Here is a 21,269-nt window from a genome sequence, read left to right as displayed (position 1 = left end):
ATTTTATGATTCATTTTAGATGCAATTAAAATAAAAATAGCCATACTAAATTTATAAATCAAATATTATTTAGTCAATTTAATTAATCGAATATTTAAAATAATGAAAATTATATAAAAATTATAAAAAAATAAGAAATGCTATCTACATATAAACATAGAGAAAATAAATAAAAAAGCCAAAAATTAAAAAAATTTAAAATATGATAAAATAACAGATACTGAAAAAAGAGAATTAGAAAAATTAAGAAAAAATAGAATTATAAAAAAAAGAAATAAAGATGAAATTATTCATCTATTAACTCATAATAAGCGCCTTCTGCACATGGAATACATACAGGCTTACCGCCACGGTTTACATGGCGACCGTCAGTAACCTTTTCACCACATACTGAACAGAATACACTGGTATGAGGTTTTCCAGGCATTTGAGAAGGTTGCAATTCAACATGAACCTTTTCCACATTGAATAGCTCTTCAGCAGGAGTTCTTTTAAATCTTTCAATCATTTCATCTCTGGTTTCTCTTTTCTTTTCTTGCTTATTGGCATCTGCATCGGAAACCCTAATGGCTTCCCCTGTGTCCATATTATAGAAAGTCACTGCAAATTTACCATAATACATTTGCTTAAGAGATCTTTTACCCATAGAACATTTAGTGACTGATTGAACTGCATCAGACATGCATCTGTCGATTTCTAAAAATACAATAAGGTTTTTATGACGTTTGTTTAATTCAAAGCCCATTAATTCCATACCATACATTGCAAGTTTAGTGCCGATAGCTATTCCACCACAGATTTCTCCGTGGAATTCACCAGCTTTAGCTAATTGTTCTTCATAGTCTTCTACACTTACCATATTAACACCATACTTAATAATAAATACTTTTTAAGTTTTTTATAAAGTTTTAAATAAAATAATCAAAACTTTGTTAAAATAAACTAAATAAATTTTCTTTAAAGAATTTTTTCTAATTAATTAAATTATAATTTTTATACTATATAATTACTTTTAAATAATCAATCCTTAGAGTACTTCTTAGAATAATCAGTCATAAGCAACCCCAAATCAATCCTTAGAGTACTTCTTAGAATAATCAGTCATAAGCAACCGCAAATCAATCCTTAGAGTACTTCTTAGAATAATTAGACATAACCAACTCCAAATTAGTCCTTAAAGGAACACATATTTTTCTATCGTCTTCCAATTCAACAAGCTTAACATCTATGCCATATGCCTTATTCAAGTTCTCTTCAGTTAAAACATCTTCTGGAGTTCCAAAATCAATAAAGCTCTTGTCTTTCATGATTGCTACCTTAGAAGCTGCTAAAAATGCATGATCTGGATAATGTGAAGACATGATGACTGCAAGGCCAAGCTCGGACAGTTGTTCAATCATTTCAAGAAGTTTTATCTGATTTCCAAAGTCCAAATGATTTGTAGGCTCATCAAGAATTAAAAGGTCTGGCTCTTGAGCCAATACCCTTGCCAAAAAGACCAATTGTCTTTCTCCTCCACTTAGATTGGTATAGCTTTTGTCCTTCAAGTCTTCTATTCCAAGAGTCTTAAGAGCGTTAAGAGCAATTTCCTTATCTTCCTCCCTTGGAGAAGCTGTAAGATTGATATAAGGAGACCTGCCCATCAATACAACATCGAATACCTTAAAAGGAAAAGAAGGAATATGTCCCTGAGGAATATATCCAACAAGCTTTGCAATGTCATTGAATGAAAGCTCCTTGATATTAGTTCCATTTAAGAGTATCTCACCGGAATTAACCTTATGAAGACCGTTCAATGTCTTTATCAAAGTTGTTTTGCCTGTTCCATTTGGACCGAGAATACATAATACATCCCCCTTTTCAATTGAGAAATTAATATTCTCAAAGACAATCGGAGAATCCTTGTCATAGGAAAATGAAACATCTTTAACTTCTACTAATTTTGTCATAGAAACTCTCCAAAAAATTAATTCCACTCAGAATAGCCAATTCTTAAGCAAATAAATCCACTCTCCATACTAATTCCACTCAGAATAGCCTTTTCTAAGCAAGTAAAGGAATAAAGGAACACCAATAATTGCAGTTAAAATACCAATAGGAATTTCAATTGATATGAAAGTTCTTGAAATATTGTCAATGAGCAATAGGAAACTTGCCCCTATGCTTAATGAAGCTGGAATAAGTATCTTATGGTCTGGACCTACAATTATACGAGTCATATGAGGAACAACAAGACCTATCCACCCTATAATTCCACTGATTGAAACTGCAGCAGATGTTACTAAAGTACAGGCAATAATAACAATCAATCTAAGTCTTGATGGGTTCAATCCCAATGATTGGGCTTCCTCATCACCCATAGAGAGGACATTCAAATGCCATCTTAAAATCATGACGACAATTATTCCCAGCACCAATGGAATGATTATCATTGCCAGCTTATCAAAATTAACTGCAGAGAGACTGCCCATAAGCCAATAGGTAATCTGAGGCAATTTATCATAAGGATCTGCCATAAATTTGGCTCCTGAAATCAATGCATTGAAGAATGCAGAGACTGCAGTACCAGAGAGCACAAGGAGTAAAATTCCTCCGGCCTTATATGTCTTTGATATTGAAAATGTAATGAATACTGCAATAAGACCAAAGACAAAGGCAGAAAGTTGAATCAAAGCATTTCCAGCATTTGCTAAAATAGCAATGGCCGCTCCAAAACCTGCTCCCATAGATACTCCTAAAAGATCAGGAGAGACAAGAGGGTTTTTAAATATTCCCTGAAATGAAGCTCCAGCTATAGATAAGGCAGCACCAACAAGCAAAGCCGCTATAATCCTAGGCAGCCTTATTGTAAAGACGATGGAATTCAATTCAGGAGACACAGCCAAAGATGGAAATATAGGACTTAGAATGGTCTTTATAACATCTATAGGTGCCACAGGATATCTACCTAACATAAATGATACAAAGAACAAAAAGATTGGCAATGCTATTAGCAGCAGATAAATAACCAGATTATCCACAGAAAAGGAAGAATTTTCACTCATATATACAAATCCTTAAAATAATTCGACATAATAAAAAAAGAATCGATAAGAAAGCAAATAAACTCCTATCGAAACATTTAGAATGATACTTATTAATTATAAAAAATTAATAAAAATTAAAAACTTATAGTTTGAGATCTAATAACTTAAATCAAACTCAAACAATTAAGTTAATAACTACAAATCAGACCCCTTTAGACCAGAAGAAGTTAGAATCTCTTTAGCCTGTTCATCACTTAAGCCATAATGATAGAAATTGCTATAAAACTCTTTAGTAGCTCCAACCATATCTATATTGGAATATTTATCTGGATAAATAACCTTAGCAGTCCAAGGAACTCCTATAATTATATTAGCACCTGGTGGCCTATCAAACCACTTAAATGGAGACTGTGGAGAAAGATATACTCTATGGTCCTTAACTGCCTTTACGCTAGCCCATTTGGAATCATTATAAACCTTATTATAAAAGTCCTCATCTGTGGCTATAATAACATCAGGATTCCAAGACATTACCTGTTCAATGGAAACAGTCAATTCACTTCCGCTATCCTTAACTTCAGTGTCTGCTACGTTTTTGCCTCCAACAAGAGAAATCAATTGACCATGTGAAGCGCCACTTGCATAAGTGGATAATCCATCCTCACCAGAAGCATAATAAACAGATTTTTTCTCAGAATCTGGAATGCTGCTTGCAGTGGATTGAACTTGAGACAAATACTTATCATTAAAAGCAATTAACTCATTTGCCTTATCTTCAGCACCTAAAAGCTTGCCTAAGAACTCTATCGTATTGTCTATCTTTGTAACATTTGTATTGTCAGTTACAGCCACTACAGGAAGTGAACCAAACTTCTCCTGTCTTTCTTCAACAGTTGATAGGTCAACACCCATTCCTTCATCAATACCTTCAATAACCAAATTAGGCTCAGAAGCAATAAACTCTTCATAATTACCGTCTTGACTTCCAAACCATCCACCGATAACTGGGAATTTATCCTTATACTGATCCGGAACATATTTTAGTTCCTCATCAGTCCATTGGAAGTTTACACCAACCAATTTTTCAGGTGCCAGCATATAAACGATAGTGGTCATAGGTGGACTTGTAGCAACCACCCTATCAACACTACTTGAAATATTTACAGTCCTATTTGCCATATCAGTTATTGTGGTATTCCCATCTGTAGAAATAGATGATGGTGAAGCGAATAAAGTTATTCCAACACCGCATGCAATAAGAGCAATTAAAATAACCAATATAATTGTAGTTTTCTTTTCCATAATATTACCTAAATTCTTAAATTATATGTATAACATGAAATATTTTTCATTTCAATAATATAAATAATTTTCTAAAATTCGAAGAATAAGAAATAAATTAATAAAAAGGGCCAATTAGAGCTTTTACGATTAAGAAAACTTATTCATATTGATATAATATCTAAAAAAAGATAATAAAATAGGACAAATCGATGCAATAAATAGAATAAGAATACTGAAACTTATAAAAGAAGGCAAATAAAAAAACCAAAATAAACCAGATAAAAAATAGAAAAAAGACTAAAATAAACTAAAATAAAAAAAAGACCAAATAAACCAGAAAAAAATAGAAAAAAGACTAAAAAAAGTAAAATAAATAAAAAAAGACTAAAAAAAGTTAAATAAATAAAAAAAAGACTAAAATAAGTTAAATAAATAAAAATAGAAAAAATGAAAGAAATAAGAAGAACAACTATTCTAAGACAGTGTGCCTTAATTTCAAATCAGCTTCAGTTTTTCCCATAGCATTCATCAATTCAGAAACCATACCATCGAGGAAAACCAATGAAGTCAATTCAAATGCAGTTCCAAGTGGAGTTAAGGAAGTATAATTTCCCTTGATTTGTCTTTTAAGATAGTTTTCATCATCCGCTTCAACTTTTGTCCTACCTTTTACAAGAATAACACAATCTGCCAATTGACCTAAAGTGCTTTCAGGATAACTTGTTAAAGCTAAAACCTTAGCCCCTCTGTTTTTGGAGATTTTCGCTGCAGTTACAATGGTATTGGTCTCTCCAGAACCAGAGATAGCTAAAATACAGTCATCAGCATTGATAGCTGGAGAAATGGTTTCCCCTACAACATAGGAACTTAATCCTAAATGCATCAATCTCATAGCAAATGCTTTAGCTGCAAGACCGGATCTTCCAGCACCAGTTACAAAAATATTCTCACAAGAGGTTATAATATCAATAAATGTAGCAACATCCTCTTCAACTAAATAGTCTTCAGCATCACGTATATTATCTAAAATTGCTTCTATAGCGTCTTTCATATATTCCATTTTAATCTCTACCTAAATTAATTATACCTTAAAAATGAAAAAATAATTCTTTAACAATAATCGATTAAAAAATTATAATAAACACAAAATATAAATAAATTCATATTAGAACAAATTTAAATTCAAAGAAATAATAAGAAAAAACAAAAATTTTCTAAAAAACTTTTAAAAAAATTAATTATATTTCGATAATAATATTATATTATTTTGAATATATAAAATTATTTAATGAGGGATATTATGCTAGAGAATACTGATAATGAAAAGGGCAAAGCCATCATTGAACCGGAAATTGGAATCACAATCAATGGAATATCCTTTAATCATAAACTATTTGAAACCTTAGAATCATTATCTCGAACATATTCTCAAAGAAAAACAGCAAAAGAATTGAAAATAGCCCATTCTGTTTTAAATAGAAGAATAAAAAATGCTGAAGACAAACTTGGTGAAAAATTAGTTGTTACAATAGGTTCAGGCTCTGAATTAAGTCCAAAAGGCTATGAATTGCTTAATGCATACCACAAATATAAGAATCGCCTTGAAGACAGAGAAGAGATTGTCATTGCAGGAGGCCACATCATAACAGGCCTGCTTCAAGCAATCAGCTACGACTTGCCCTTTAAGACATTAATCTACAGCAGTGACGATGAAAGCGCTTATGAACTTGCAAAAAGCAATCAGATTGACATTTTAGCATTAGACGATCCATTGCTTGCATTTGAAAATGACTTGAACTTTACAGCAATAGCCTATGACCATCTTGTCTTAATCTCCCCAAAAAAGGAAAAGCCTATAGAAAAAATAAGAGACCTTAGCGATTTGGAATTCATTGGAGTTAAGGGAAGTGCCCAAAGGCTAGCTTGGAGTACTCTAAAACAGGAAAACATTCCATTCAATATAGTAAAAGAAGTAAAATCCCAATTTGATGCATTTAAGATAGTTAAAAACTCAGACGAGTATTATACATTTTTAAATGCAAGCTATTTCAATGGAAATGAAATATTGAAAAATGAAACCCGTCACGTAATTAGCTTAGTTCAATGCAATGATGAAAAGGAAGACATTTATAATTTAATGGAATATTTACTTATGGACGGGCAAAGTCAAATAGGAGAACAAGGATTTGTTCCTATGAAACCTTGGAAAACAAGATAATGAAAAAAGATAGCCTAAAAAAAGATAGCATAAAAAAAATAGATAAATAATTGATAAAATAAGAAATATATGAGCAAATCATCAAAAATGACTTGCTATCCATACATCATTGAGTTAAAATAGCAAAAAATTGCTATTTAACACCAATCACCCTATTCAAATAAGGAATCCTACTTAATACAGCCATTACAATCACCGAACAGAGTAAAGAAACAACAAACAATATAATCATATATAAGACTGGCGGAATGCCTGTATTGCCCAAGTAGTGCACCAACACACATATAAATGCATTATGAATCAGAAATATGCCATAACTATACCTGGCCAAAGCATAAACTGATTTATTAAAGAATCCATCAGGCCTTGAGAAGAACCCTATATTTAAATTAAACTTATAGAAATTCTTAAACAATAAGAACACTCCTATAACTTCCATGCTGACTAAAATGGAATATATATTAAAATTATAGAAATGAGTGTCTGTTGAATAAATGGCCGAAAGGACAAGCATCAATAGGCTTGAGAAAATAATCAAAAATAATGCAAAATATTGGTTATTTAGAATTATTCTCCTTGTATATCTTAAATAATAGCCTAAAACCACCAAACCTATCGGACTTGTAAAGTATGACAATCTGATTGGAAATTCAACTCCTAATGTATAGTCAAACAAGCATGTTATAAGCCAGAAGAATAAGAAATAAAGAAGATCATCCAAATCAGAATGCAAAATCCATTTGTTAAATACAGGCATTATCAGATAAATCCCTAAAATCATCCAAAAGTACCAATAAGGCTTAGCGAAATCAATAATTCCCATAAATACTCCATAGAAGTAATTGGCTATTGAAACCAAATCAAATGAGCTTATCACATTAAATGAATCATAATATGACAATAGAAGAAATATGGTTCCTAAGAGGATGCTCCAAAATAAAAATGGATATACTATTCTAGGGAATCTATGAGCAAAGAAGTCCTTCATCTTCCAATCCCTACCTAAAGATAAAGCACCAGACAACATTAAAAACAAATCTACTCCTATTCTAAATGTATTGCCTGAAAATTGAATAATAATCCAATTCAATGAAGGTAAGTTTCCCACCAATTCGCTAATAACAAAATTCCTTGAGCATGCGTAAGCATGTATGGCAATTACGCAGATAATTGCTAATGCCCTTAATGCATCCAAATAAAATATGCGTTTAGCAGGGGGATTAGGATTAGAATTAGTGTTTTCATTAAAATTATACAGAAAAAGACCTCCAATAAAAAAATAAGAAATTAATTTATTAATTTTATATCTAAAAATATAAACATAAGTAATTTTTGGTAAAATTAATCAAAAAGAATGAAAAAATAGAATTAACTATTAAATGAGAAATAGAATAAAAGAATTAAGAATAAAATTTAAGATTAACAAAAATAGAAAAAATAGAATTAACTATTAAATGAGAAATAGAATAAAAGAATTAAGAATAAAATTTAAGATTAACAAAAATAGAAAAAATAGAATTAACTATTAAATGAGAAATAGAATAAAAGAATTAAGAATGAAAATTAAATATTAACAAAAATAGAAAAAGTGTAGTAAAAAAAGAAATAACTTTGGAGCAAGACACTCCCAAGTTAAATAAAAATTTTGGTCAAGGTTTTTGAGCCGAAGGCTCAAAAAGCTTGTCTATTTAATAAGATCAGAATCAGACTGATCCAACCATTGATTTACAATCTTTACAGCACAGTAGTTACCGCACATTGTACAAGTGTCTTCCTCTTCAGGAGGTCTTTGGTCTCTTTTTGCACGTGCAGCGCCAGGGAACATTGCACACTCATATTGAGCTTCCCAATCTAGTTTTTTCCTTGCTTCAGCCATTGCAAGGTCTTGGGAACCATCTATTTGACCGCTAGCTAAGTCACCTGCATATGCTCCTATTCTAGTTGCAATAACTCCCTCTTTCACATCTTCAGGGGAAGGTAGCGCCAAGTGTTCAGCAGGGGTTACATAACAGATGAAGTCGGCTCCGGCTTTGGCTGAAGATGCTGCACCGATTGCAGATACAATGTGGTCATATCCAGGTGCCACATCACATACAATAGGTCCTAACATATAGAAAGGAGCGTTTGAACACATTTTCTTTTGAATCATAACATTGGTTGGTATCTCATTGATAGGAATGTGACCTGGTCCTTCAATCATACATTGGACTCCAGCTTCACGGGACCTGTCAATCAATTCTCCTAAGATAATCAATTCTTGGATTTGAGCACGGTCAGTAGAGTCAGCAATGGAACCAGCTCTCATACCGTTTGCAAGGGAAAGTACAACATCATGTTCCTTTGCAATTTCCAATACATAATCAAAGTTAGCATATAATGGATTTTCCTTTTCATTCTCTACAATCCAACCAGACATGAAGGATCCTCCACGGGATACAAGACCAGTTACACGTCCTTGCCGTTTAAGACGGGTCAAGGTTTCAATGTTGATACTGCTGTGAACAGCCATAAAGTCAATACCGTCTTTAGCTTGCTTTTCAATGGCGCCGAATAAATCATCTTCATCCATATAAATTACAGAGCCATGTTCTCTAATGCTTTCAATAGCAGCCTGATAGACAGGTACAGATCCTACAGGCAATGGGGACATGTCAAGAACTCTTCTTCTTATTACATCCAAGTCTCCGCCGATACTTAATTCCATAAGACAGTCTGCACCATGGTCAATTGCAATCTGTGCCTTCAATACTTCCTCATCAAAGTTTACAATGTCTGTTGAAGTTCCAACAGTTGCGTTGACCTTTGTTCTAAGTCCTGCACCAATACCTGATGCTTCAATGTCTCTGTGTACATTGCTTGGAATTACGATAGTACCGTTTGCAACGGATCTTAAAATAAAGTCTTCTGAAACATTTTCGATTTTTGCAACATGTTTCATTTCTTCAGTTAATATGCCTTTTTTTGCATCGCTTATCTGTGTCATTTTCCCTCTCCATAAAAATTATAAATTATAAAATTATAGCCAAATGATTATAAAATCAATAGAAATTAATTATAAGTTATTTAATTGAGTATGTTTAAAAAAAACTAAAATATTAATTTATTTCTTAAAAAATGCTTTATATGAAAAACTAAAATATATTTTAGTTAAATAAATATTAATTTAATTCTATCGGCCTTGATTTTATATTTAAATATTATATTTTTTTATATTATAAACTTATCGATTTATTTATGCTTATTTTTTCAAATAAAGACATAAAAATCGGTTTTTATCAAATAGTTTTGACACTTCTCAAATATATTTTATTATAACAATTTTTTTAAAAGAAGCCTTTTTTAATTTTTGCAAAAAATTTTCAATAAAAATAAAAAAAACACAAAACCAAAAACTAAGCAAAAAATGATTCAATAAAAATAAAAAACAGAAAAATAGAAAAAAAATTAAAATGAAAAATTGCTTGATAAAAACAAAGAAAAAAAAGAAATGATTGAAAATCAATCATTTAAGCATTATTATAAAAATCAAGAAGTTTAGGGCAAATTAATTAATAACAATCAATTATACCTAATAAAAGTCCATCATTCTATTATAAGCATCTTCATAGCTAGGCATGTTTGTTTGACATCCTTGCTTTTCCACAACAAAGGATGAAACAGAAGATGCAAACTTAGCAGATTCCTCTAATGTCTTTCCATTAATAAATTGGGATAGGAATCCTGCCTTATAGGAGTCTCCAGCACCTGTAGGATCAACTGCAGGCCTATAGATGGAATCAATCTCAAACTTGCCCTCATCAAGGCTATAGATTATGCTTCCTTCCTTACCGCAAGTTGTAAGAACAATTTCCGGACCTAATTCCATCAAACCGTTAATGTCAACAGCCAATGACTCTTGAATCCTTTTGATTTCATGATGGTTTCCAAAAAGAATGTTTGAATTGCTAATGACTTCCTTAAGCTTTTTAGGACTATACATTCCAAGGTCTTGACCTGGATCGAATGAAACCAATCTTTCCTCTTCCTTTGCAACGATTCCAGATTTGCAATTGAAATGAGGATCTCCAGTTGCCAAATGAACTGCCTTAAATTCCTTTATCTTTTCCCTTGGAACTTCACTATCATGGAAATCCTTACCTGCTCCCCAGTAGAAATAGCTAATCTGGTCCTGATTTTTATTTGTCATAACAAAAGCAGTAGGTGTGTTTTCAGTCTCTGAAATAATCATCGCTTCAGTGTCAACACCTAATCTGGTCATTTCCTTATGATAATGAGAGTCAATAAATTCCTTACCTACAGCGGATACCAATCCAGATTTCAATCCAAGGCTTGCGCCAATCATAGCCACATTAGCTGCAGCTCCCCCATTCAAGTTTAGCATGGTCTTCATAGGAGCTGAATTGTTAGCCTTTGGAAATTCATCTACTGTGATTATATAATCCAATGCAGTATGTCCTATCGCTAATAAGTCTTTTTTAATAGTCAATCAAATCATCCTTTCTAGTTTTTAACTGTTAATTGAAATAATCTTTAAAATAAATAAACAGCAATCGATTAATAATTATTTTTAAAAATTAAATATTAAAATTCTTCAAATAATGATTTAAATAGTAAAATTTAATAAAATGATAAATTAAACCATTTAAAACTCTTTTTTAAATTATAAATAAAATATGTTTTAAAGCTGTTTATAAAATTTTTTTTAGAAAAATTACAACATTATTATTTTAGAACAATCCAATATTTAATGATTTTTATTAACATTTGTTATATGGAAAATATTAATAAAAATTAGGATTCTCATATGAAAAAATTTTTAAAAAATTATTCCAATCTAATTTCAATATTCTATATATACAATATAATAATTTAAACTTGTGCTAGCATTTGAAAACTAATATTTGGAAAAACAATTGAAAAATGTTCAATTAATAAAAGATCTCTAAAAATTTATAAAAACTATAAAAAATAAGCTATATGATAAAAACCATATGCAAAAAATAAAGCTATAAAAAATAAGCCACCTCATAAAACCATATGCAATAAGATATCATCAAAAAATCGTCCTAAAACTATAAAAAAATTAATCAAATTAACTTAATTAAACAAATCATAACTAAAAACATTTGTTTTAACTCATAAGAATATAAATAAAACATATATAGTAAAAATAATAAAAAGAGTTATTGTATAAATTTCGAATATAAAAACATTCCATATAGGAGGTCAAACTATTAAGACTAAAAATCAAATATATCAATTTTTAATTATATTAATAAGTATTTTAATAGCATTTAGCTTAATAGGCACCATTAATGCTAGCGAATTGTCAAATATTGAAACTGATGATTCATTTATTAGTGAAAATTCAATATCAAGCGATATTAATGATAATTCATTAATTAATGAATTCACAGCATCAAATCAAATCAACGACAATATAGCAATTAATGATGGCTTAAGCAAAGGCGACAAAAGCCAATTATCTGAATCCAAATCAATATACGTATCCACAAACGGCAGTGACGATTCAGGAGACGGAAGTGAAAAAAGCCCATACCAAAGCATAAAACATGCAGTATCCAAGGCAGATGATGATTCAATCATATACCTATCCAGCGGAACTTACAATGGAGAGAATAACCAAAACATAAGCATAGGAAAAAGCTTAAGCATCTATGGAGAAGATTCCACTATAATCGACGGTGAAGACAAGGCACAGCTATTCATCATGAATTCCAGCGCAAAATTAAGCTTAAACGGACTTATTTTAACAAATGCATATAAGGACGGCAACCTAAGCGACTATGGAGGAGCCATCATAAATGAAGGCGGACAATTGACCATAATCAACTCTACAATCAAAAACTCTTATGGAAACTACTATGGAGGAGCCATCTACAACAATTTAGGAAGATTGACCATCATAAACTCAAGCATTTTAAACAATAGCGCAATACAATATGGAGGAGCCATCTATACACTTGGAGTGACAAACATCCAGAACTCAGTTTTCGAGAAAAACACCCTAACAGCTGAAAAAGGTGTGGGAGCAAGCATAGCAGCAGGAGGAACAATAACCCTCAACAATACAGATTTCCTCAATAATCATGCGATATATTCAGCAGCAGCGCTTCTCAGCTTAGGAAACGCAACAATCAACAACTGCAGTTTCATAAACCAGACCACAAACTATACAGCAGGGGCAATAAGCAATCACGGAAACATGTTTATAAACAACAGCCTTTTCTTCAATTGCAGAGTAAGATTCTATGCAGGAGCAATACTTGCACCTCCAAGCGGACACCATGTCGTAACAGAGGTCTACAATACAATCTTTGACTATAACAATGCAGGAAACCACGGAGCAGTCACAAACAACTTCCAAGATGCAGAGATTACAATGATAAACTGTGCAATAACCAATAACTACATCCAAAAGAACGTTTTCTATGGAGATATTGCATTGGATGACAACGCTACAGTCCAATACTGCTGGTGGGGCCAAAACAACATAAGCTCTTACTACTATTCCCCTCACAGCAATAATGAGGATCCAGGTCAAATAAACGCTTCAAGATGGCTTATGATGACTTTCACATCAAGCAATGGAAACATCTCAGCAGATGAAGTGAACACATTGACTGTAAGCATTAAGCAATACTTTGACAACGATACAAAAGAAATATACGAATATAATGAGGATATAAACCTACCATTAACCGTTAAATTCTTCGACGACAATAAAAAGACCATTGCAACAAAAACTTTAAAGAATGGTACAGCAAGCTACAATTACATCCCAGTGAAAGGTGTCAATGCTGTCTATGCACAAATCACCAATGAAATCATTGAAATTCCAGTTGTCCAGAAAAAGGAATCAAATCTTAGCACAAGCAATCTGACCAAATACTACAAAAATGAAAGCCAATTGGAAGCAAAACTGACAGATGGCGACAATAATCCTCTTTCCAATAAAACTATAAGCATAGAACTTTTAGGAAAAACATACAATAAGACAACAAACGAAAACGGAATCGTTAAACAGAATATCGGATTAAAGCCAGGCCAATACACTGCAAACATTATTTTCAAGGACCCAGAATACAAAAACAAAAACATTACAGTGCAAATCACTGTCTTAAAGAACAGCACTTCAATAAGCGCTAAAAACCTTGTAAAATACTATAAGAACAGCAGCCAATTAACTGTCAAATTGCTTGACAATAATAAGAAAGCAATGAAGTCCAAAAAAGTCAAATTCACCATTGGAAAAAACACTTACACAAGGACAACAAATGCAAATGGAGCCGCTACATTCAACATCAATCTAAAGGTCGGCACATATAATGTAAAGGTTTCATTTGGAGGAGATGACTACTACAAAGGATCTTCAAAGACAGTCAAGGTAACTGTAAAGACAACAAAGATGCAGGCAAAGTCTACTAAGATACGCAAAAACTCTAATTTCGTAGCAACATTTAAGGACGCTAATGGAAAGGTCATAAAGAACACTAAAGTGAAATTCACTTTAAATAAAAAGACCTATACAAAAACAACCAATAGCAAAGGACAGGCTACATTAAAGGTAAGTGTAAAATTAGGCAGCTATACAATTAAAAGTCAGTACGCATCCACTAAGACCTATGGGGCCACTGTCTTTAATACAAAAATTAAAGTTGTAAAATAAATGAATAAACTCTTATTCATTTATTATTTATTTTTTTTTTAATCTATTTTTTCAAAATCCATTAAATTATGATTTAATTAACTAAAACCATACCAAAACTCATTACAAAACAAACAAATCCCCAAACAACTAAAAAAAAACCATACCAAAACTCATTACAAAACAAACAAATCCCCAAACAACTAAAAAAAACCATACCAAAACTCATTACAAAACAAACAAATCCCCAAACAACTAAAAAAAAACCATACCAAAACTCATTACAAAACAAACAAATCCCCAAACAACTAAAAAAAACCATACCAAAACTCATTACAAAACAAACAAATCCCCAAACAACTAAAAAAAACCATACCAAAACTCATTACAAAACAAATAAAAATAATTATTTAAATTAATAATTGTTTATAAAAAAATATTAAAATTTATAAATGGTAACTGACTTATATTTATCTATAGATTATTAGAAATTCTAATTTATAAATAGTTTAGCTGTCTGGAAAAATTAATTTTTGTTAAAATTTTTTCAATTTTCAAAACCCAATATAATTACCTTAATTATTGAAGGAATAATGAAATTATCGATGAAAGGCTAATGAATATTAATTAGATGGTTAAATAAGTAGTAAAAAGATTGGAAAAACTCCTAATTATCTGATAAGGCTTTTGAATAAATTGGATAATTAGAAATGTAAACGAGATGGTGATTTTTATTTCAGAAGAAGAAATTGAAACTTTAAAAAAGCAATTAGCTGATAAAGACACAAAACTCAAAAACCAAGCAAGCGAATTAAATCATTTAACCAATGAGGTAATTCCTGAGTTAAAAAAAGACAACAAAAAGTTAAAAGCGCTTAAGGAAGAGCTTACAGATGCATTGGAAACAAGTACCAAAAAATACTTCGATCAATTGGAAATCAATGCAGACTTAAGTGAAAGCGTTGCAAAAAAAGGAGCTGGTCTTCAATTAGCTAAAGTAAGATTAAACGAAATCGAAAAATTAGTTGTTGAACTTGAGACTGCAAGACTTGAAGAGGAAGAGAAAAAAGCAGCTATTCCAACTGAAGAGACTGACGAAGATGAAGTAACCAAGATTTATCAAGAAAAAGAGGAAGCAATTGAACAATTGCATTCTGAAATTGATAAATTGGAAAATGAAATCAAAGAAAAAGACGCAGAAATTGACAGAAAAGAAAGCTTAATCAAAAGCAAAGATTCTAAAATCAAAGAGAAAAATGATGAAATCAAAGACTTAAATGACAATGTCATTCCTTCTCTTAAGGCAGAAGTAGCTAGCAAAAATGCAGAAGTCAAAGCCACTCAAGAAGAAGCTCAAAAAGAAATTGATGGTGTCGGAGGCAAAATTGCTAAATTAGAAGCTGAAATTAAAAATCTTAATGAAAGCTTAGACAAAAAGAAAAGGGATTATGATAGATTATACACCGAATTAAACGCTAAGGATAAAACTATCAACTCTCTTAAAAACAAAAACCAACAATTAACTGAGCAACTCGAAGAAGAATCTAGCAAAGGTTTCTTTAGCAAGCTTACTGGTAGATAATTCTTTAAAGATTAATTAATTATTCAATTAATTAATCATTTTTTCTTTTTTTTACACACCAAACTCCATAAAAGTTTTTTTTACACCAATAAACCATTAAAACTTTTATCCAACTAATAAAACTCTTTTTAAACGTATAAATAGTTCCCATAATAACGAACAAAAATAACTTCTATAAAATAGCTTATAAATTAAAAAGAGAAATAAGGAAAAAATAACAATTAAACAAAAATAGGAATAAAAAAACAGTTATATAAGAAAATAAGAATAAAAAGAATAGTTAAAAAATAAAATAGGAATAAAAAGAAGTAAAACTGTAGGAGCAAGGTACTCCCCAGCCATAAAAAAATTTTGGTCAAGGTTTTTTCGCCGAAGGCGAAAAAAGCTTGAGTTAAGCTTCCTGTCTTAACCTCTTAACAACAAAGTCCTTATCTAAAGACAGCAAGAATGAAGCTGCTCTAGGACCTTGCTTTTGACCAAGAATCATTTTATAAATAGCTTGGAATGCCTTTTGAGGTTTTAATCCATGGCTTTCCAAAATCTCATACATGCTATCATGCAATTCTTCAGCAGATGAGAACTCCTTCTCTTCCATTAAGTCTGCAAGATCCTTTAGGAATGCAATCTGATCATCTGGAAGAGGCAAGTTTGGAATGGAATCATATTGAACTTGGAACTTGACAAATTTAGGAGCATATTTCTCTAACCAAGCGATTACATTATCTACCCTTTCACTAAATTGAGACACTTCAAGTTCGCTTAAGTCTTCAAACTCCTTATCTGCAAAGCTTTTAGTGAGTTGAGAATTCTTTTTAACAATAGCAAAAATCTTCTCAAGGTCCTTTTCACCGACAATCTGATAAGCATTTACCAAGAACCTAAATGGAGGTCTGAAAGGTAATGGAGAATCTGGATTGATTTGAGCCATCTTATAAATGCTCTTGAATTTTCTGCCTTCTTTTTCTGATGGAGCTTCCTCTTCGCCGTAGAATACCTTTTCCACCCTATCAAAAGTGTCCATAAAGTCTAACCAAGGCATTTTAGGTGAAAAGTCTTTAGATTTCATTGGTTTGCTTCTGAATAGATAGTAGTTAAGACTTTCAGCTGGTCCAATCTCTAGCCATTGCTCTGGAGTGAAGAATACACCATGAGACTTACTCATCGCTTCACCGTCAAGGGTGATCCATTCATATGGAACTGGATAAGGAGCAGGATAATCAAAGATTTCCTCTGATATAACGCTACTTACATCGTAGGATCCTCCAGCTGCTGCATGGTCCTTTCCAAATGGTTCGCAAGTGGTTCCAAAGATCTTCCATCTTGCTGCCCATTCAACTCTCCAGGTAAGCTTACCATTGCCTGATTTTATATCCATCTCACCTTCGTGGCCACATTCACACCTATACTTAATAATGTCTCCGTCATAGTCATATGCTTCAGTGGTGTTTACCCTTCCACATTCGTCACAGATAGGGTTATAAGGCAACCAGTGGTCTGCCAAAGGCTCTCTTCTGTATTGGTCAAAGATAGCCTTGATTTCATTATGCTTTTCAAGGGAGATTCTGATTGATTCAAGATAAGACCCATCTTTATACATCTCAAAACCAGATTTAGGAATAATCTCTATGCCGTAATCATCAAGAACATTGAATAATGGTTTTTCAAAGTGTTCTACAAAGTTCTTGCAGCATCCTTCAGGACATGGTATCATGGAATAAGGCATACCAAGGTATTGGTCATAGGATTCTGGAAGTGGATAAGGAACCTTTCTAAGAGGGTCATGATCGTCTGCTATCCAAATGGTTTCAGCATCATTGCCTAATTCTCTTAAAGCCTTTCCTATTGCATTTGCTATAAATACATCGCAAGAGTTTCCTATATGTATAGAACCTGAGATAGATGTACCACTTGCAATGACATGTTTTTCTACATCCATTTCATTTAATTCATCAGCGATTCTTTCAATCCAATGTTTCATTGTTTCACCATAATAATTATAAAGTGTACTTTCAATTTAATTAATTTATTTTTTCTATTGCAAATTATTAAAATTCAATCAATTAATTTGTATTAAATTTGAAAGTTTTTAGAAGTAAAATTAAAAATATTTTTTAAATTTTTAATCATTATAAAAATAGAATATTAAGCAAATATGTTAATATTTTATCATATTATATATTTTTATTATCATCTTATAAAAAATTAATTGCAAAAACTCAAAAATTCATTAATTAAGACCTTAAGTGAAAAAGATCTTATAAAATTTATTATATAAATGATAATAAAAACATCTAGAAATAATGAAAAATAATAATAAAAACAATCCAGAAATAATGAAAAATAATAAAAAAACATTCAAAAAGTAATGAAAAATAATAAAAAAAACATTCAAAAAGTAATGAAAAATAATAAAAAACATTCTAAGAGTAATGAAAAATAGTAATAAAAACAATCCAGAACTAATAAGAGATAAATCAAAAAAAATAAGAAAATAAAAAAACCATAAAGGTTTAAATAGGATTCTAAAAGAACCCTATTAAGTGGAAAATAGAGTTTTAACTTAAAAAAGCTAAAACCCTTAAATTTTAAAATGATAAAATTATTTTTCAATATTAACACTAGCTTAATCCCATATTGCTCCTAAGGCTAAAACAAGATTAATCCCAGTATTAAATATTTGAAAAAATAAACATAATGGTTTAAAAAAATAAAATTATAAAATAGTATTAAAATAAAATTAAAATAAAATTAAAATAAAATTAAAATAAAATATAAATGCTTAAAATTAATTCTTAATAAAAATTAAAAATTAAGTAGATTGAACTTATTGTTCAAATCTACGTCTGTCAATTAATTCTTGACGTTTACCTGCATTCCATCCGCCGTTAGCAGATTTAGCATGACCTACTTGTTGTACGTAACCAGTAATTCTGTCATACCATTCTACATCTGCAGATTCACCACAGGAAGGACATTTGTTGCTTAATCCTTTCATCAATGTTTTACAGTTTAAGCAGAAACTGAATGCTGAACTGTAAGCCCAGAAACCAATGTCTGATTTTCTTGCAATCTTATTGGTAAGGCTCATCAATGCTTCAGGATCAGAGTAGGATTCACCCATGAATGCATGGAAGATGTGTCCTCCAGGAGTTAGCTTATGGTATTGGCCTTCGATTTTGATCTTGTCAGCAAATGCAATGTCAGAGTTTACAGGGACATGTGAGGAGTTAGTGTAGTAGTTAGCTCCATTGTCACCTTGCAAGATTGCCTTATCTCCGAACTGTTCCTTATCTAAGGTTGCAAATCTGTAAGCGGTAGATTCAGCAGGGGTCTGGAGTACAGACCATCTGAGTCCGGTTTCCTCTTGCAATGCTTTTGCTCTTGCATTGATGTATTCTAAACATTTGATACCGAACTTGTTAGCATCAGGGTTTTCTATGCCTTCATCGAACAATGCAAGTAACATTTCGTTCAATCCGCAGAAACCAAAGGATAAGGTTGAGTTTTGGATTCTGTAATAGGTTTCTCCGTCAACCTCTTGGTCAAGGAACGGTAGGATGTCAAAGTTATTCAAGCAGTTAAGACCTTGCTTTCTTCTAATCATCAAGGTTTCTACAGCTAAGTCCATATAATTGTCTAAGTATTCGAATACATCATCTTCATCATTGGATTGGTAACCGATTCTAGGCATGTTCAAGGTTACATAAGCGAGGTTACCAGTTCTTAAACAGTCTTGTTCCCAGTCACCGGTCCAAGTGTCCTGGAGACAGGTTCTGCAACCCATATAGTTAGCCATTTGACCTCTGTAGTCAGGCAACATGTTTACAAAGTAGGAAGATCCGTATTTTGCTGAAAGCTCGTGAACAAGGAGCATGTCATCATCATAGTCACCATTCAAGGTCTCTTCACGTAATGTGTAGATAGTATTTGGGAATAGGTGAGGCTTGCCTTCTGAATCTCCTTCAAGCAAGATTTCAGTGAATGCCCTTTGAATCATTCTGGTTTCATCTTCAAAGTCAGCGTAAGTACCTACGACTTGTCCTTTAGGACCGTATGCAGTTACGTCCTTTAAGAAGTTTGGAACGCCGAATTCCAATTGCATGCTGGTAAATGGAACTTGTGATCCTCTTGCTGCATAAGCCATGTTCAAGTTGTAGACAAGCATTTGAATGGATTGCTTTACCTCTTCGTAGGTTCTTCCTCTTGCAAATGGAGCGACAAATACGTTCCAAAGGGACATAGCTTGTCCACCAGACATGTTCTGTTGAGCTGCAAGCATGATTTCGCCAGTATGGTTCATCAAGGTTTCCATATGGGAAGGAGGTGCAGCTACAGAAGTGTGGTCACCTGTACCGTCCACTTTAAGGCCGTATTTGATGAATGCCCTTATATCATGTTGGAGACAGTTTAATGGTCTTCCAGCGAAGAATTCCAAATCGTGAATGTGAATGTCACCGGACATGTGTGCATCTGCCAAGTGTGATGGCAATAGATGCAAGAGAGCATATTGCTTCAATGCTTCATCAGCAACATATTTGTGAATGGATTCAGGGTTATGCATCATGTTTGCATTGTCTCTGTTACCATTTTCAATCAATGATGTAATGTTATAAACAGGAATTCCTAAACGGGTGTATCTGCTTCTTAAGTCTTCAAGCCCATACTCTACAAGCTTTGTGTTTACGATTTCCCTAATCATAGGAGCAGTGAGGTATTCTACATTGAGCTTTTTAAGTTCTTTCCATACTTCAGATGCGATTTCAAAAGCAGTCTCTTGGGAAGCACCGGTTTCCTCTACAAGGGTGCTTGCAATCTTAGCCATGTCGAATGGTTCAATCTTATCTCTTGAGGAACGTACCTTCAAGGTAGTCTTAGCGAGATATTTGTTAGCTGCCTCAGAGTCAACCTCTTCTAAGCATTCGTAAACGATCTTCTTGATTTCTTTAGTAGTGATACCGTCGTATAAGTTTTCTACAACAGTTGAAACAATCTTTTCAGACTCAAAATATGGGGCTTCAACCATAACTAAAGACTTTAACAATTTTTCATAACTGAAAGCTTCACAGACACCGTTGTTTTTCTTAACAGTGATTTTAGCTTTCCTAATATCATTTTCTACATTATACACATTTTCCACTTTAACACCTTCATTAATTTTTAAACCCATTATCTATAAGATTTAAATCGAAACATATAAGCAATTTAACCAATCAAGAAATGACCAGCATTAATTGCTTTTTTTATAAAATTAAATGCAATCTGACCAATAAATAAATAACCAGCACCAATTGCTTTTTTTATAAGATTAAATGCAATCTAAAGAATTAAATTGCTTTTATAATTATAAAAATGATACTTAAAATATAAATAATATATAAAATTGAGCTTATTATTAATTTAAGTAAATATAATTATGTAATTAGATGTATAATATCTGTTCGATATCATACGAAAGTTAGTAAACACATTAACTGTTTGTATACAAACATA

13 protein-coding genes are annotated in these 21,269 nt (G+C 31.9%); 3 read left to right on the top strand and 10 right to left on the bottom strand.

The features are described 5' to 3' along the window. Positions 1-286 precede the first annotated feature (286 nt). The 5 genes from MRU_RS01355 to hxlB all read right to left on the bottom strand — a co-directional run bounded on the left by MRU_RS01355 (position 287) and on the right by hxlB (position 5,370). Positions 287-859 (bottom strand): FmdE family protein, encoded by a 573-nt coding sequence (locus tag MRU_RS01355; RefSeq protein WP_012955062.1) that lies wholly within the window; start codon positions 857-859, stop codon positions 287-289. A 259-nt stretch (positions 860-1,118) separates the two neighbouring features. Beyond that, positions 1,119-1,949, bottom strand: a complete 831-nt coding sequence (locus MRU_RS01350) for an ABC transporter ATP-binding protein (protein WP_012955061.1) — start codon at positions 1,947-1,949, stop codon at positions 1,119-1,121. Between the two features lie 69 nt (positions 1,950-2,018). Continuing rightward, complete coding sequence (locus MRU_RS01345; RefSeq protein WP_012955060.1) at positions 2,019-3,044, bottom strand: FecCD family ABC transporter permease; 1,026 nt, start codon at positions 3,042-3,044, stop codon at positions 2,019-2,021. A 177-nt stretch (positions 3,045-3,221) separates the two neighbouring features. After that, positions 3,222-4,328 (bottom strand): ABC transporter substrate-binding protein, encoded by a 1,107-nt coding sequence (locus MRU_RS01340; RefSeq protein WP_012955059.1) that lies wholly within the window; start codon positions 4,326-4,328, stop codon positions 3,222-3,224. Positions 4,329-4,779: 451 nt separating this feature from the next. Further along, on the bottom strand, positions 4,780-5,370 hold the full coding sequence (gene hxlB / locus MRU_RS01335) for a 6-phospho-3-hexuloisomerase (protein ID WP_012955058.1): 591 nt from the start codon (positions 5,368-5,370) through the stop codon (positions 4,780-4,782). A 240-nt stretch (positions 5,371-5,610) separates the two neighbouring features. On the opposite strand from hxlB, the gene MRU_RS01330 reads away from it, so the two are divergent. After that, positions 5,611-6,528, top strand: a complete 918-nt coding sequence (locus MRU_RS01330) for a LysR family transcriptional regulator (RefSeq protein ID WP_048812350.1) — start codon at positions 5,611-5,613, stop codon at positions 6,526-6,528. A gap of 133 nt (positions 6,529-6,661) precedes the next feature. Here MRU_RS01330 and MRU_RS01325 read toward each other — a convergent pair whose 3' ends face one another. The 3 genes from MRU_RS01325 to MRU_RS01315 form a co-directional block, all read right to left on the bottom strand. Further along, positions 6,662-7,723: an acyltransferase gene (locus MRU_RS01325; protein ID WP_012955056.1), complete on the bottom strand. Its 1,062-nt coding sequence runs from the start codon at positions 7,721-7,723 to the stop codon at positions 6,662-6,664. A 489-nt stretch (positions 7,724-8,212) separates the two neighbouring features. After that, the gene (gene thiC / locus MRU_RS01320) at positions 8,213-9,511 is read right to left on the bottom strand and encodes a phosphomethylpyrimidine synthase (RefSeq protein ID WP_012955055.1); all 1,299 of its coding nucleotides are present in this window, start codon (positions 9,509-9,511) and stop codon (positions 8,213-8,215) included. A 585-nt stretch (positions 9,512-10,096) separates the two neighbouring features. Beyond that, positions 10,097-11,014, bottom strand: a complete 918-nt coding sequence (locus MRU_RS01315; RefSeq protein WP_012955054.1) for a carbohydrate kinase family protein — start codon at positions 11,012-11,014, stop codon at positions 10,097-10,099. A gap of 840 nt (positions 11,015-11,854) precedes the next feature. On the opposite strand from MRU_RS01315, the gene MRU_RS01310 reads away from it, so the two are divergent. Both MRU_RS01310 and MRU_RS01300 read left to right on the top strand, forming a co-directional pair. Beyond that, the gene (locus MRU_RS01310) at positions 11,855-14,218 is read left to right on the top strand and encodes an Ig-like domain repeat protein (protein WP_012955053.1); all 2,364 of its coding nucleotides are present in this window, start codon (positions 11,855-11,857) and stop codon (positions 14,216-14,218) included. A 703-nt stretch (positions 14,219-14,921) separates the two neighbouring features. Continuing rightward, positions 14,922-15,779 carry a hypothetical protein gene (locus MRU_RS01300; RefSeq protein ID WP_143714276.1) on the top strand — a complete coding sequence of 286 codons (858 nt, stop codon included), beginning with the start codon at positions 14,922-14,924 and terminating at the stop codon, positions 15,777-15,779. A gap of 391 nt (positions 15,780-16,170) precedes the next feature. On the opposite strand, the gene lysS is transcribed toward MRU_RS01300, so the two are convergent. Beyond that, positions 16,171-17,757 carry a lysine--tRNA ligase gene (gene lysS / locus MRU_RS01295; RefSeq protein WP_012955050.1) on the bottom strand — a complete coding sequence of 529 codons (1,587 nt, stop codon included), beginning with the start codon at positions 17,755-17,757 and terminating at the stop codon, positions 16,171-16,173. Between the two features lie 846 nt (positions 17,758-18,603). Next, entirely contained in the window at positions 18,604-20,946 is a 2,343-nt protein-coding gene (nrdD, locus tag MRU_RS01290) for an anaerobic ribonucleoside-triphosphate reductase (RefSeq protein ID WP_012955049.1), read from the bottom strand. Between the last annotated feature and the right edge of the window lie 323 nt (positions 20,947-21,269).

The sequence above is a fragment of the Methanobrevibacter ruminantium M1 genome (genome assembly GCF_000024185.1).
Lineage (GTDB): Archaea > Methanobacteriota > Methanobacteria > Methanobacteriales > Methanobacteriaceae > Methanobrevibacter > Methanobrevibacter ruminantium.
This window is presented reverse-complemented; position numbering and strand designations above follow the sequence as displayed.

Coding starts and splice junctions, on each gene's coding strand:
- hxlB (WP_012955058.1), bottom strand. CDS start 5,370: ATGGAATATATGAAAGACGCTATAGAAGCAATTTTAGATAATATACGT.
- MRU_RS01330 (WP_048812350.1), top strand. CDS start 5,611: ATGCTAGAGAATACTGATAATGAAAAGGGCAAAGCCATCATTGAACCG.
- MRU_RS01345 (WP_012955060.1), bottom strand. CDS start 3,044: ATGAGTGAAAATTCTTCCTTTTCTGTGGATAATCTGGTTATTTATCTG.
- MRU_RS01340 (WP_012955059.1), bottom strand. CDS start 4,328: ATGGAAAAGAAAACTACAATTATATTGGTTATTTTAATTGCTCTTATT.
- MRU_RS01355 (WP_012955062.1), bottom strand. CDS start 859: ATGGTAAGTGTAGAAGACTATGAAGAACAATTAGCTAAAGCTGGTGAA.
- MRU_RS01350 (WP_012955061.1), bottom strand. CDS start 1,949: ATGACAAAATTAGTAGAAGTTAAAGATGTTTCATTTTCCTATGACAAG.
- lysS (WP_012955050.1), bottom strand. CDS start 17,757: ATGAAACATTGGATTGAAAGAATCGCTGATGAATTAAATGAAATGGAT.
- nrdD (WP_012955049.1), bottom strand. CDS start 20,946: ATGGGTTTAAAAATTAATGAAGGTGTTAAAGTGGAAAATGTGTATAAT.
- thiC (WP_012955055.1), bottom strand. CDS start 9,511: ATGACACAGATAAGCGATGCAAAAAAAGGCATATTAACTGAAGAAATG.